Source organism: Vannielia sp. ABF1_015, from assembly GCF_056160745.1.
Genome location: NZ_JBSWXT010000002.1, coordinates 391,913 through 406,058, shown reverse-complemented (window position 1 = coordinate 406,058; position 14,146 = coordinate 391,913). Strand labels below are relative to the sequence as shown.

The following is a 14,146-nucleotide window of genomic DNA, read 5'->3' as shown; positions in this document are numbered from 1 at the left end:
CTGCCACCGATATGTAGCCGCCGCAACGTCTTTGATAAGCTTAACCGCAGGACCGGATCAGACGTTCTTCCAGTCGCCCCCGCCGATCAAGGCGTCATAAAGACGGAAGTCCTTCTCAAGGGCCTTCGCCAGCGGCGGGGCGAGCTCCGGGTCAACCTCCAGCTCTGCCTTGGGTGAAACGTTCTCCTGGTCCAGCGTGATCTTTCGATCGAGCCGATTTTCGAGAAACTCGACCATCTCGCCGAACTGCTCGTAGGCAAAGAGATAGTCGACCCCGACACGATTGTCTTCGCGGCGCAGAAACTTCCACTGCCGCCCCAGCCTTGCGTAGTCAGGTTGCGGATCCTGTAAGTAGCCCCGCAGAAATCTCGAAAAGTTCATGTCTCGCGTTGAATTGCTCTGTCCGACCAGATCATTGCGCCGCCGATAGCGATACCAACTGCCCAACCAGTCGAGCGGCTCGCGCATGGCGGCCACCGTGCGAAAGGTCGGCCACTCCTTTTCGCCCACGATCCGCGGCATCAACCGGTTTGCCCAGCCAACGCCCATGTGCTTGACCAGCGGCGGATGACGGAAGGCGATATCGGCCTCGTTGCCAAGGGCCGTTTCCAACGCGTGCGTGCCCGTTTTGGGCGTTGCCAGAAGCACCAGTCGTGCGTCCCAGAAAACCAGCATTCAAACCCTCATCACCTGCAGTCCGGGGCATTTGGTAAACGTTCACGCTTCATTAACCAAGGGGAGTCCATGATCAATGTCAGCAAGATTCACCTTGCTTTGTTCTCGTTTTGATCGCATAACCTGCGGAACAAGGGGTGAACAACAGCAGTCATTGCCGGTGCAACCGGCATGTGGAATAAGGACGGGAACAATGGCCACAGCGAAACTTCTGGACATGGGCAAAGCAGGCAACAGCGATAAGCAAAAGGCGCTCGACAGCGCACTTTCACAGATCGAGCGGCAGTTCGGCAAGGGCTCCATCATGAAGCTCGGCGGCGACAATGTGCTCAAGGACATTGAAGCCACCTCGACCGGCTCGCTTGGCCTCGACATCGCACTGGGAATCGGCGGCCTCCCAAAGGGCCGCATCATCGAGATCTACGGCCCGGAAAGCTCGGGGAAGACAACGCTCACGCTGCACTGCGTGGCTGAAGAGCAGAAAAAGGGCGGCGTTTGCGCCTTCGTCGATGCCGAACACGCGCTCGACCCGCAATATGCCCGCAAACTCGGCGTCGATCTTGACGAGTTGCTCATCTCGCAGCCCGACACTGGCGAACAGGCGCTTGAGATCACCGATACATTGGTGCGTTCCGGTGCCGTCAGCCTCGTTGTCGTCGACTCGGTGGCGGCGCTTACGCCGAAGTCAGAGCTGGAAGGCGACATGGGCGACAGTTCCGTTGGTGTGCATGCCCGTCTGATGAGCCAGGCCATGCGCAAGCTCACCGGCTCGATCAGCCGTTCCAACTGCATGGTGATCTTCATCAACCAGATCCGCATGAAGATCGGCGTGATGTTTGGCAGCCCCGAAACCACCACCGGCGGTAATGCGCTGAAGTTCTACTCCTCTGTCCGTCTCGACATTCGCCGCATCGGCTCGATCAAAGATCGCGACGAGGTGGTCGGTAATGCGACGCGGGTGAAGGTGGTGAAAAACAAGGTCGCCCCGCCGTTCAAGCAGGTTGAATTCGACATCATGTATGGCGAGGGCATCTCGAAGATGGGTGAACTGGTCGATATGGGCGTGAAGGCCGGTATCGTCGAGAAATCCGGTGCCTGGTACTCCTACGGTGACGAGCGGATCGGCCAGGGTCGCGAAAACGCCAAGCAGTTCCTGCGGGACAACCCCGACATGTCGCTTGAGATCGAAGACAAGATTCGCGCCTCCCACGGGCTCGATTTCGACATGCCGGGCGGTGAAAAGGCCGCCGCTGGCGGGGATGACGACCTTTTTGAAGGCTGATCTCCAGCAATAGATGTTTTGAAAGGGCGGTCCGCTGCGGCCGCCCTTTTCGCATTCGCCCGTGGACAGTGCCGGGGCAGGGGGCTAAACCTGCCCGAACCCATTTCCGCCCTTTCGGAACAAGAACATGCGCACGCTCAACGACATCCGAACCACCTTTCTCGACTACTTCGCCCGTCAAGGGCACGAGGTTGTCGACAGCTCGCCACTGGTGCCCCGTAACGACCCCACGCTGCTGTTTGCCAATTCCGGCATGGTGCAGTTCAAGAATCTCTTCACCGGGGTCGAGCACCGCGACTACACCCGCGCCACCACCGCGCAGAAATGCGTGCGCGCCGGGGGCAAGCACAACGATCTCGACAACGTTGGCTACACGGCGCGGCACCATACCTTCTTTGAAATGATGGGGAATTTCTCCTTCGGCGACTATTTCAAAGAGCAGGCGATCCCCTTTGCATGGGAGATGGTCACCAAGGAATTGGGCATCGACCCCTCCAAATTGCTTGTGACGGTCTATCACACCGATGACGAGGCGGCGGAGCTCTGGAAGAAAGTGGCCGGGCTGCCGGATGAGCGGATCATTCGGATCGCCACGAATGATAATTTCTGGATGATGGGCCCTACCGGCCCATGCGGCCCGTGCTCGGAAATCTTCTATGACCACGGCGAGCAGCATTGGGGCGGTCCGCCGGGAACGCCCGAGGAAGATGGCGACCGGTTTGTCGAAATCTGGAACCTCGTCTTCATGCAATACGAGCAGTTTGAAGATGGCACGCGCCGCGAGCTGGAGGCCCAGTCGATTGATACCGGCATGGGCATTGAGCGTGTCGCTGCGCTTCTGCAGGGCACGAATGACAACTATGCCACCGACCTGATGCGTGCCCTGATCGAGGCCAGCGCCAATGCGTCCTCGACCGATCCGGATGGTGAGGGCTCGGTGCATCACCGCGTCATCGCAGATCATCTGCGCAGCACCTCCTTCCTCATCGCTGATGGGGTGATGCCCTCGTCGGACGGACGCGGATATGTGCTGCGGCGGATCATGCGCCGCGCGATGCGACACGCTCACCTGCTGGGCACCAAAGACCCGATGATGCACCGCCTTGTGCCTGAACTGGTCCGGCAGATGGGCGGCGCCTACCCGGAGCTTGGCCGGGCCAAGGCGCTGATCGAAGAGACCCTGTTGGCCGAGGAAACGCGGTTCCGCACCACGTTGGACCGGGGCCTGAAACTTCTGGACGACGAGCTTGGCAGCCTGCCTGAAGGCGCCGAGCTGCCGGGCCAGACGGCGTTCAAGCTCTATGATACCTATGGTTTTCCGCTCGACCTCACGCAGGACGCTTTGCGTGAGAAGGGCCGTGCGGTGGATACCGAGGGCTTTGACACGGCCATGGCTGAGCAAAAAGCCAAGGCCCGCGCGGCTTGGTCCGGCACCGGCGAGGCGGCCGATGATGCGCTATGGTTTGACCTTGCGGATGAAAGCGGCGCAACCGAGTTTCTTGGCTATGACACCGAGGTCGCCGAGGGCCAAATCCTCGCGCTGGTGAACGGCGGCGAGCGGGTGAAATCTGCCAAGTCCGGTGACGAGATTCAGCTGGTGGTAAACCAGACACCGTTTTACGCCGAATCCGGCGGGCAGGTGGGCGATACCGGCGCGGTAAAGACCGAGACCGGGCGCGCGGTGATTACGGATTGCCGCAAGGTGGCTGGCGTTTTCATCCACTTTGCCCGCATTGAGGAGGGCACGCTGGACGTGGGGCAGGGCGCCGAAATGACGGTAGATCACAGCCGCCGCAGCCTGATCCGCGCCAACCACTCGGCCACGCACCTGTTGCACGAAGCCCTGCGCGGCGCGCTTGGCGACCACGTGGCACAGCGCGGCTCGCTCAATGCGCCCGACCGGCTGCGGTTCGATTTTTCGCACGGAAAGGCGCTCAGCCCGGAAGAAATTTCGCGCATCGAGCGCGAAGTGAACGCCTATGTGCGCCAGAATACGCCTGTTGAAACCCGGATTATGACGCCGGATGACGCCCGCGCCATCGGGGCTCAGGCGCTTTTCGGCGAGAAGTACGGCGACGAGGTGCGTGTTGTGTCCATGGGGCGCGCTGATACTGGCAAGGGCAGCGACGGCCAGGCATGGTCGATCGAGCTGTGCGGGGGCACCCATGTGGCCCGCACAGGGGATATTGGCGCTTTTGCCCTCACCTCCGAGGCGGCCAGCTCTGCCGGTGTGCGCCGGATTGAGGCGCTCACCGGCGAGGCCGCGCTGGCCGAACTGCGGGGCCGTGATGTGGCTCTTAGCGAGATCGAAGGCCTACTGAAGACCTCCGGCCCCGATGTGATCAGCCGGCTCAAGGTTCTGCTGGATGAGCGCAAGAGCCTGACAAACGAGGTTGCGCAACTACGCCAGCAACTGGCCATGGCCGGTGGGGATGCGCAGGTTGAGGTTAAGGATATCAATGGCATAGCCTTCATCGCCCAAGCGCTTTCTGGCGTAACCGGCAAAGATTTGCCCGGCCTCATCGACGCCCATAAGGAAAAGCTCGGCTCCGGCGCGGTGCTGCTGGTCGCAGATGCGGGAGGCAAGGCCGCCGTCGCTGCTGGCGTGACTGCCGATCTGACAGAGCGCGTCTCTGCCGTCGATCTGGTCAAGGCCGCCGTGGCAGAGCTTGGCGGCAAGGGCGGGGGCGGACGGCCTGACATGGCGCAGGGCGGAGGCGCAGACCCTTCCAAATCCGCCGAAGCCATTGCCGCTGCCGAAGCCATCATAGGAGGATAAGATGCCCGCACTCTGGATCGCTCATGTAACTGTCACCGACGCCGAGGCTTACGGCAAATATGCCGAGCTGGCTGGCCCTGCGATTGCCAAGCACGGCGGCAGCTTTGTTGCGCGCGGCGGGAAGTTTGTGCAGCTTGAGGGCAAGGAACGTCCGCGCAATGTGGTGGCAAAGTTCCCCTCCGTCGACGCTGCGGTGGAGTGCTACAATTCGCCCGAGTATCAGGAGGCGCTCAGCCACGCGCGCGGCGCCTCCGAGCGCGAGTTGGTGGTGGTGGAAACCTCCGAGTAGGGCGTTCAGCCGTAGGGGTTTTGTGCGCTCCTGTCGGTTGAGAGTGAGCCCGTGCTACGCGCCACCAGCGCTTCGATGGCATCGGCGAGGTGCATGTCGCCAATCGCCTCATCCCCAGCCGCAACCCTCAGGCGGTGTGCCTCGGCCAGCACCTCGGCGTGGGTGCACCCCGCTGGCGGCTCGAATTTGTAGCAGGCCAACTCGATCAGCAGGCCAAGCGGATCCTTGAAATAGAGCGAGTCCATAAAGCCCCGGTCCTTCGGGCCGGAATGGCCGATGCCGCGTGCTTCCAGCCGGGCCTCGGCCTGGTTCCACGTGGCCTTGGAGACGATGAAGGCGATGTGATGCACGCAGCCCGGCTCGGTGGGCGTGCGCCGCCGGTCTGCCTTGCGGCTCTCGTTGGTGAAGATGGTGATGAGCCGCCCGTCACCGGGATCGAAGTAAAGATGGCTTTCGTCGGCATTGTCGAGGTTGGGCTGCTCGAAGATGAAGGGCATGCCAAGCACGCCCTCCCAGAAGTCGATGGATGTTTGCCGGTCGGCACCAGTCAGCGTGATGTGATGCACGCCTTGGGATTGGATCTTTTGCATGGGTAGGCCTCCCTTTGCCCCAAATCTAGGGCGGGGGAGGCCGCCCGGCTACCCCTCTGAGCGCGCAGCGCGTTTGCGCTCATGCGGATCAAGGTGGCGCTTGCGCAGCCGCACCGCGTTGGGCGTGACCTCGACCAGCTCGTCGTCGTTGATGTAGGCGATGGCCTCTTCGAGCGACATGGTGATGGGCGTGGTAAGGCGCACCGCTTCGTCCGAGCCAGAGGCGCGCACGTTAGTCAGCTTTTTGCCCTTCAACGGGTTCACCTCAAGGTCATTCTCGCGGCTGTGCTCACCGATGATCATGCCCTGATACACTGGTGCCTGCGCCCCGATGAACATCCGGCCCCGGTCTTCGAGGTTCCACAGCGCATAAGCCACGGCCTCGCCTGCATCCATCGAGATCAGAACGCCCGCGCGGCGGCCCGGGATAGAGCCCTTGTGCGGCGCCCAGCCGTGGAAAACACGGTTGAGCACGCCGGTGCCGCGCGTGTCGGTCAGAAACTCGCCGTGGTAGCCAATCAGCCCGCGCGAGGGCACGTGAGCGATGATCCGGGTCTTTCCCGCGCCCGCCTGCCGCATCTCCACAAGGTCGCCCTTGCGAGCGCCGGTGAGTTTTTCGATCACCGCACCGGAGTGCTCGTCATCCACGTCGATGGTGACTTCCTCGACCGGCTCCAGCCGCTGCCCGTCCTCTTCGCGCATCAGCACCTGCGGGCGCGAGATGGAAAGCTCAAAGCCCTCGCGGCGCATGTTCTCGATCAGCACGCCCATTTGCAATTCGCCCCGACCGGCGACCTCGAAGGCCTCGCCGCCCGGTGTGTCGGTGACCTTGATCGCCACGTTCACCTCGGCTTCGCGCATCAGTCGCTCGCGGATGACCCGGCTTTGCACCTTCTTGCCGTCGCGGCCCGCCAGCGGCGAGTCGTTAATTCCGAAGGTCACGGAAATCGTCGGCGGATCAATCGGTTGCGCATCGAGCGGCTCTTCGACGGCGAGCGCGCAGATGGTGTCGGAGACGGTGGCCTTGGCCATGCCGGCCAGGGTAACGATATCGCCTGCCACGGCCTCGTCGATCTCTTGCAGACCGAGCCCGCGGAAGGCCTGGATCTTGGAAACGCGGAATTGCTCAATTTTCTGGCCGTTGCGGGTGAGGGCCTGCACGGTTGCGCCAGCCTTGATGCGGCCCGATTCAACCCGGCCCGTCAGTGTGCGCCCGATAAAGGCATCGGCGCCCAGCGTGGTGGCCAGCATGCGGAAGTCTTCATCCGCGTGGTTCTGCTGCTTGGGGGCGGGCACGTGGTTGACGATCAGCTTGAACAGCGCGTCCAGATCCTTGCGCGGGCCGTCCAGCTCGGGGTCGCACCAGCCGGAGCGGCCGGAGGCGTAAAGGTGTGGGAAGTCGAGCTGGTCTTCGTCGGCATCGAGCGCGGCGAAAAGGTCGAACACCTCGTCCAGCGCCCGGTCGGGCTCGGCATCGGGCTTGTCGACCTTGTTGAGCACCACGATGGGTCGCAGGCCAAGGGCCAGCGCTTTGGAGGTGACGAACTTGGTTTGCGGCATCGGGCCTTCGGCGGCATCGACCAACAGCACCACGCCATCGACCATGGAGAGGATCCGCTCCACCTCGCCGCCAAAGTCGGCGTGGCCGGGGGTGTCGACGATGTTGATGCGGGTGCCCTTCCACTCGACCGAAGTGCATTTAGCAAGGATGGTGATACCGCGCTCGCGCTCGAGGTCATTGGAGTCCATCGCCCGCTCGGCCACCGCCTGGTTCTCGCGGAAGGCGCCCGATTGCTTCAGCAGCTCGTCCACAAGGGTGGTTTTCCCGTGGTCGACGTGGGCGATGATGGCGATATTGCGCAGGTCCATTTTCTGTCCTCAAAAGCGTTCGCGCCGCGCATATCCTGCGCTGCGGCGAATGGCCAGCCTCAAGTGACGACGTACCAGTCTCGTCGGTGGTTGAACGCCACGACAAAGTTGAGGATGACCGCGCCCAGCAGCGACCAGAGCACCGCCGTAAGCGGCAGGACGAGGGCCGCGACGGAGAAGAGCAGGATATCGTGGATGAGCTGGGTCCAACCGGCGCGAAAGCCGTATTTATCTTGCAGGATCAGCGCGATGATAGACACGCCGCCAAGCGAGGCCGAGTGCCGGAACAGGCCGAGCAGGCCAACGCCCGCTGCAACGCCAAAAAGCACGGCCGCCGCCGCCGGGTGCACATCGGCAATGATCAGGAGCGGTGCGAGCGCTGTGGACATGAGCGAAAGCAGCGTGACGGCGGCGAGCGATTTCAGGCAGAAAACCGGGCCGCGCGCACGCCATGCAAAGGCGTAGAAGGGGATGTTGATGGCAAAGAACACCAGCCCGAACGACCACCCAGAGAGGTAGGAGATGATCAGCGCCGTGCCCGCAGTGCCGCTTGAGATCAGCCCCGCCGCGCTCAGAAGGTGTACGCCAAGCGCGGCCTGCGCCGAGGCGACCAGCAGCCCTTGGGCATCCTCGATGGGCGTGTAATGCGGGGTGTCGTCAGGGGTGGTCATGGGGCGATCTGGCCTGTGCAGCGATGCGCGGTCAAACCCTGCCGGTGGGGCAGGGCGCGATAGCGGGGGTGGCTGCCTGCTAGTGCGGCGTTGCCGATGAGAAAAGATGCAGGACGAGCACGCCCACAAGGATGAGGGCGAGGCCGATCACTGCCGGAAGGTCCAGCTTTTGGCCGTAGATCAGCAGGCCCATGACCGCGATCAGCACAATGCCGAGACCCGACCAGATAGCATAGACAACGCCCACAGGCATCACCTTCACGGTGAGGGACAGAAAGTAGAACGACACCGCATAAGCCGCCACAACCAGCGCTGCCGGAGCCAGCCGGGTAAAGCCGCGTGTGGCGGGCAGGGCGACGGTGCCGATGGTTTCGGCAAGGATGGCGAGCACGAGGAAGAGGTAGGTCTTGGGCATGGGGGCACCGGTGCTGAAGGGGGCTGCGGGCGGGCACCACCGCGCCGCCTGTTGCCTCCCTAGCTCACAGCGCTGGCAGAGGCGAGTCGCTGACGCCTGCACTGTGCGGCAGGTCGCACGGTTTCCCGCGGAAACTGTGTGGAAACCCACACACTGGCTTTGGGCCGTGAGATGAGGATTCCGCTGCAACACATTGATAAAATTGACGTTCATCAAAGTACCTGCTCTCAGCACGCAATTTGATTGTCACATACCCGAGAGTTGAGGAAGGTTCTGCCACACCGCCTGCGACCAACGCAGGCCACCCAAAGGGAGGAAACCTAATGATCCGCCGGACCATGCTCCGAGCGGCCCTCGTGGCCGCATGTCTCACGTCCCTCACGCTTCAGCCAATCGTGGCGCAAGACCTCGCCCCCGAGGTCACCCAGCCGCAGGCCGAAAATCCGGCCCGCGTTCTGCTCGTGGGCAACAGCTACCTGTATTACAACGACAGTCTGCACAATCACCTACGCCGGATGGTGATGGCGGGCACCGAGGTGGAGCCGCAGTACAAGTCTTCCACGATCGGCGGCGCGCGGATCGACCACCACAACATGGACTGGCTCACAACGCCGGGGGCCATCGGGGTGGAAGAGCCGTTTGAACTGGTGCTGCTTCAGGGCCATTCCAATGCGGCCCTCTCTGAGAAAAACGCCAAACGCTACATGGATGGGGTGAAGGCCGCCGCGGCGCTGATCGAAGAGCGCGGCGGCAAGGTGGCGCTCTACATGCCACATGCCTACGTGGATCCCCACAAGAGCGCCGATCCGGAAAACATCCGCACCAACGCGCGCTTCTATACCGAGGCAGGCAACGAGATTGACGCCATCGTCATCCCGGTCGCACTGGCCTTCGAGGAGGCCTACAAGCGCCGCCCCGAGATCGCGCTGCACAAGGCTTACGACGGCTCACACCCCAGCCTGCTGGGCAGCTTCCTTGCGGCGGCGACGGCCTATGCAACGCTCTACGGCGCGGATCCGGTGGGCAACGAGTATGAGTACTTCGGCAAAGTGAGCGCTGAAGATGCGGCCTTCCTGCAGGAAGTCGCCCGCGACACTGTAAACGCCTACTTCGGGCGATAGGCGAAGGGCGGGCCGGGGCACACTGGCCCCGGCCCGCATCGCATCTTATCCGCCGAGCGCCTTTTGCAGGTTCTCGTCGATCTTTTCGAGGAAGCCGATTGTCGTGAGCCAGCCCTGATCGGGGCCGACGAGCAGGGCGAGATCCTTGGTCATGTGCCCTGCTTCCACCGTGTCGATGATCACGTGTTCCAGCGTCTCGGCAAAGGCCCGCAGCGCCACGTTGCCATCGAGCTTGGCGCGGTGCTTCAGCCCGCCGGTCCAGGCGTAGATCGAGGCGATGGAGTTGGTGGAGGTGCTCTTGCCCTCCTGATGCTGCCGGTAGTGGCGCGTCACCGTGCCGTGCGCCGCCTCGGCCTCGACGATCTTTCCATCCGGCGTCATCAGCTGCGAGGCCATCATGCCAAGCGAGCCGAAGCCTTGGGCGACGGTATCGGATTGCACATCGCCATCGTAGTTCTTGCAGGCCCAGACGAACTTGCCGTTCCACTTGAGCGCACAGGCGACCATGTCGTCGATCAGCCGGTGCTCGTACCAGATGTCCGCGGCCTTGAACTTCTCTTCGAATTCAGCCTCGTAGATCTCTTGAAACAGGTCCTTGAAGCGGCCGTCATAGGCCTTGAGGATGGTGTTCTTGGTGCTCAGATACACCGGCCAGCCCACGTTGAGCCCGTAGTTGAAACTGGCGCGGGCGAAGTCGCGGATGCTTTCATCCTGATTGTACATGCCCATGTAGACGCCCGCATCGGGGGCATCATAGACCTCACGCTCGATCACCTCGCCATTGGCGCCTTCCCACTTCATCGTCAGCTTGCCGCCGGAGGGGAAGTGAAAGTCGGTTGCCTTGTATTGGTCACCAAAGGCGTGACGGCCCACCACGATGGGCGAGGTCCAGCCGGGCACGAGGCGCGGCACGTTCTTGCAGATGATCGGCTGGCGGAAGACCACGCCGCCAAGGATGTTGCGGATCGTGCCGTTGGGTGAGCGCCACATCTTCTTGAGGCCAAATTCCTCCACCCGCGCTTCGTCAGGCGTGATGGTGGCGCATTTCACGCCAACGCCGACTTCCTTGATCTTTTCGGCGGCGTCGATGGTGATCTGGTCGTCGGTCTCGTCGCGCACCTGAATCGAGAGGTCGTAATAGAGCAGGTCGATATCGAGATAGGGCTCGATCAGCTCTTTCTTGATGAAATCCCAGATGATCCGGGTCATCTCGTCGCCGTCGATCTCGACCATGGGGTTCTCGACTTTGATCTTCGACATTCGCGCGTCTCCTTGAGGCCTTCGGCATCCTTGGCGCAACCTGGTTAAGCGCCGGTAAAACTGCGGCGGCCACTTGGGCCGCCGCGTGTGACTTATCCGATGATCGCGTTCAGCGTTTCGCTGGGGCGCATCACCGTGGCCAGTTTGCCCGGCTCGTTCATGTAATAGCCACCCGTGTCGGCAGGACTTCCCTGCGGTGCGGCCAGCTCGCCGGTAATTTGAGCCTCGCCCTCGGCCAGTGCCTTGGCAATGGGCGCAAACTCTTCGGCCAGCTCGGCGTCGGCGCTTTGCGCGGCCAGTGCCTCGGCCCAGTAGCGGGCAAACCAGTAGTGGCTGTCGCGGTTGTCGGGCTCGCCGACCTTGCGGGAGGGGGAGCGATCATGGTCGAGGATGCCCTGCGTCGCCGCATCCACCGCATCGCCCAGCACGCGGGCCTTCGCGTTGCCCTTCACATCGGCGAGGAAGCGGAAGCTCTCGCCCAGCGCGCAGAATTCACCAAGCGAGTCCCAGCGCAGGTGGTTCTCTTCATGCAGCTGCTGCACATGCTTGGGGGCCGAGCCGCCCGCGCCCGTCTCGAACAGCCCGCCGCCCTGCATCAGCTTCACGATGGAGAGCATCTTGGCCGAGGTCGCCAGTTCGAGGATCGGGAAGAGGTCGGTCAGGTAGTCGCGCAGCACGTTGCCGGTGATGGCAATTGTGTTCTCGCCCTTGGTGATCGTCTCCAGCGAAGCCCGGGTCGCCTCGCGCGGGGCCATGATCTCGAATTTGTCCGCCAACCCCTTGGCTTCGAGGATCGGCTTGACCATGGCGATCAGCTGCGCGTCATGGGCGCGGGTCTCGTCCAGCCAGAAGATCGAGCGATAGCCGGTGGCTTGCTGGCGGGCGATTGCGAGGTTGACCCAATCTTCAATGGGCGCCTTGCGGGCCGAGGCGGAGCGCCAGATGTCGCCTTTTTTGACGTCATGCTTGTGCAGCACCGTGCCGTCTTCCAGCACCATCTTCACCGTGCCGTCTTCGGGGATCTCGAAGGTGGTGGGGTGCGAGCCGTATTCTTCGGCTTTCTGGGCCATCAGGCCGAGGTTCTGCACGGTGCCGGCGGTGGCCGGGTTCAACTTGCCGTTTTCTTTGAAGAACTTGATCGTCTCGTCATAGACCGGCGCATAGCTGTTGTCGGGGATGACGCATACGGTGTCAGCCTCCTTGCCATCGGGGCCCCAGCCCTTGCCGCCCGCGCGGATGAGGGCGGGCATGGAGGCGTCGATGATCACGTCAGACGGCACGTGCAGGTTGGTGATGCCCTTGTCGGAGTTCACCATATACATCGGCGGGCGAGCAGCGGTGACCTCGTCGATGGCGGCCATGATGTCGGGCTCGTCCTTCACCTTGTCGAGCAGCGCACCGAGGCCGCCGTTGGGGTTGACGCCGAGCGCGACGAGCTTGTCGCCGAACTGCTCGAAGACCGGAGCAAGCCAGGCCTTGACCGCATGGCCGAAGATGATCGGGTCGGAGACCTTCATCATCGTGGCCTTCATGTGCAGCGAGAACAGCACGCCCTCCTGCTTGGTCTTCTCGATCTCGTCGGCGAGGAAGGCATCGAGCGCGTCGGCGCTCATGTAGGTGGCATCCACGACCGTTCCAGCGGGGTAGCTCACGCCCTCTTTCAGCACGGTCTCACCGGAGGCACCCTCAAGCACGATCTTGGCGGTCGCAGCGGCGCCCAGCGTGGTCGACACTTCGTTGGACCGGAAGTCGTTGCCCTCCATCGAAGCGACGCGGGTCTTGCTGTCGGCAGTCCACTCGCCCATGCGGTGCGGGTTGGCCTGGGCGTAGTTCTTCACGGCTGTGGCGGCGCGGCGGTCGGAGTTACCCTCGCGCAGGACCGGGTTCACGGCGGAGCCCTTGATCCCGTCGTACTTGGCGCGAACCGCCTTTTCCTCATCGGTTTCAGGGGTGTAGGGGTAATCGGGCAGAGCAAAGCCCTTGGCTTGCAGTTCCTTCACCGCGGCCACCAGCTGCGGCTCGGAGGCCGAGATGTTGGGCAGCTTGATCACATTCGCCTCGGGCGTCTTCACCAGCTCGCCCAGTTCGGCGAGGTCATCGGCAATGCACTGATCGTCCTTCAGATACTCCGGGAAGGTCGCCAGAATACGGCCTGCCAGCGAAATATCCTTGGTGCCCACGGTAATGCCCGCCGCCTTGGCGAAGCGCTGGATGATCGGCAGGAGCGAGGCACTGGCCAGCTCCGGGGCTTCGTCGACCTTGGTGTAAATGATATCGGGCGTGTTGCTGTCGGCCATGTTGGAGCCCCCTCGCTAGCTGTTGTTAAGGCCCGCCGCGCGCCTGCTGCGGCGCGGAATCGGGATGTTGCCGCTCTCCTATCTCATATCCTGCGCGCATGGAAGGTATGCCGTTGTATACCGATTGTCGCAGCCCTAGCTTTCCGAGGCCCGCAGGGCGGCAGCAAGCGTCTGCCCAAGCTCCACCACCGTATCTATCTGGTCAGGCCGTTTCAGCGCGCCATTCAGGCGGATCGAGAGCCCCTCGCGGCCCCGAATGATCGCCGGGCGCGCGTTGCGGGGCAGGGGGCTTGCCGGGATGGCGGGGTGCAGCGCGATGGGGCGCAGCGCGTCCTCCGCGCCGGGGGTGGCCATCAGCAGGGCGGGGCTACCCCCCCGTGGCACTGGCTTCAGGTCGGACACCTCCTCGGCCATGCTGCCCAGCAGCCGGCCCAACATGGCCTGCGCCAGCCCGCCGCCCAACATGCCCGCAAAACGCTCCACATCCGCCGCGCGGCTGCCCTCGATGTCGAGTGGCAGGATAGACAGGCCGTGGGGCAGGGCGAGGCTTGGGTCTTGCCACTCGGTGTAGCGGGTGGTGTTGCTGGAGCTTGAGCCGCCTGAGCGCTGCACCACGATCTGCAACATCCATTCTTCGCGCGGGCTGCTGATGCGGGTCACGGTCTTGCGCCCCTCCCGCCCGGTAGAAAACTGCCACCCCGCCGCAGCGCAATGAGCACGCAGCAGAGCCTCGCGCTTCTTCGCCCACCAGAGCAGCGCACCCACCAGAGCGATCTGGCCAAAGAAGACCATCGTGACCAGAATGATGATGGCCGTGTTCGACACGCGCGCACCTCCTGCAAGTTCCGCCGCCACCCTAGCCACGCGCTGCCGCGCTGTCACCCAACCGGCGACAGCG

12 protein-coding genes are annotated in these 14,146 nt (G+C 63.1%); 4 read left to right on the top strand and 8 right to left on the bottom strand.

What is annotated here, in order from left to right; translation table 11 throughout:
- Positions 1 to 57: 57 nt before the first annotated feature.
- Complete coding sequence (locus ACXAG6_RS14460; RefSeq protein ID WP_475338441.1) at positions 58 to 675, bottom strand: gamma-glutamyl kinase; 618 nt, start codon at positions 673 to 675, stop codon at positions 58 to 60.
- 193 nt (positions 676 to 868) lie between these two features.
- On the opposite strand from ACXAG6_RS14460, the gene recA reads away from it, so the two are divergent.
- The 3 genes from recA (at position 869) to ACXAG6_RS14445 (ending at position 5,025) form a co-directional block, all read left to right on the top strand.
- Positions 869 to 1,957, top strand: coding sequence for a recombinase RecA (gene recA / locus ACXAG6_RS14455; RefSeq protein ID WP_475338440.1), 1,089 nt, complete (start codon positions 869 to 871; stop codon positions 1,955 to 1,957).
- 127 nt (positions 1,958 to 2,084) lie between these two features.
- On the top strand, positions 2,085 to 4,736 hold the full coding sequence (gene alaS / locus ACXAG6_RS14450; protein ID WP_475338439.1) for an alanine--tRNA ligase: 2,652 nt from the start codon (positions 2,085 to 2,087) through the stop codon (positions 4,734 to 4,736).
- A 1-nt stretch (position 4,737) separates the two neighbouring features.
- Positions 4,738 to 5,025, top strand: a complete 288-nt coding sequence (locus ACXAG6_RS14445) for a DUF1330 domain-containing protein (RefSeq protein WP_140014028.1) — start codon at positions 4,738 to 4,740, stop codon at positions 5,023 to 5,025.
- Positions 5,026 to 5,030: 5 nt separating this feature from the next.
- Here ACXAG6_RS14445 and ACXAG6_RS14440 read toward each other — a convergent pair whose 3' ends face one another.
- From ACXAG6_RS14440 to ACXAG6_RS14425, 4 genes are all read right to left on the bottom strand, one after another.
- Positions 5,031 to 5,615, bottom strand: a complete 585-nt coding sequence (locus tag ACXAG6_RS14440; RefSeq protein ID WP_475338437.1) for a VOC family protein — start codon at positions 5,613 to 5,615, stop codon at positions 5,031 to 5,033.
- Positions 5,616 to 5,663: 48 nt separating this feature from the next.
- Complete coding sequence (gene typA, locus ACXAG6_RS14435; protein ID WP_475338436.1) at positions 5,664 to 7,484, bottom strand: translational GTPase TypA; 1,821 nt, start codon at positions 7,482 to 7,484, stop codon at positions 5,664 to 5,666.
- Positions 7,485 to 7,543: 59 nt separating this feature from the next.
- Positions 7,544 to 8,155: a YitT family protein gene (locus tag ACXAG6_RS14430; protein ID WP_475338435.1), complete on the bottom strand. Its 612-nt coding sequence runs from the start codon at positions 8,153 to 8,155 to the stop codon at positions 7,544 to 7,546.
- A 79-nt stretch (positions 8,156 to 8,234) separates the two neighbouring features.
- Positions 8,235 to 8,570, bottom strand: coding sequence for a DMT family transporter (locus ACXAG6_RS14425; protein ID WP_475338433.1), 336 nt, complete (start codon positions 8,568 to 8,570; stop codon positions 8,235 to 8,237).
- 323 nt (positions 8,571 to 8,893) lie between these two features.
- Between ACXAG6_RS14425 and ACXAG6_RS14420 the strand changes: the two genes are divergently transcribed.
- Positions 8,894 to 9,691, top strand: a complete 798-nt coding sequence (locus tag ACXAG6_RS14420) for a hypothetical protein (protein ID WP_475338432.1) — start codon at positions 8,894 to 8,896, stop codon at positions 9,689 to 9,691.
- A 45-nt stretch (positions 9,692 to 9,736) separates the two neighbouring features.
- Here ACXAG6_RS14420 and ACXAG6_RS14415 read toward each other — a convergent pair whose 3' ends face one another.
- The 3 genes from ACXAG6_RS14415 to ACXAG6_RS14405 all read right to left on the bottom strand — a co-directional run bounded on the left by ACXAG6_RS14415 (position 9,737) and on the right by ACXAG6_RS14405 (position 14,073).
- Entirely contained in the window at positions 9,737 to 10,951 is a 1,215-nt protein-coding gene (locus ACXAG6_RS14415) for an NADP-dependent isocitrate dehydrogenase (RefSeq protein WP_475338431.1), read from the bottom strand.
- 92 nt (positions 10,952 to 11,043) lie between these two features.
- Positions 11,044 to 13,248: an NADP-dependent isocitrate dehydrogenase gene (locus tag ACXAG6_RS14410; RefSeq protein ID WP_475338430.1), complete on the bottom strand. Its 2,205-nt coding sequence runs from the start codon at positions 13,246 to 13,248 to the stop codon at positions 11,044 to 11,046.
- A gap of 135 nt (positions 13,249 to 13,383) precedes the next feature.
- Positions 13,384 to 14,073 (bottom strand): hypothetical protein, encoded by a 690-nt coding sequence (locus ACXAG6_RS14405; protein WP_475338428.1) that lies wholly within the window; start codon positions 14,071 to 14,073, stop codon positions 13,384 to 13,386.
- Positions 14,074 to 14,146 lie beyond the last annotated feature (73 nt).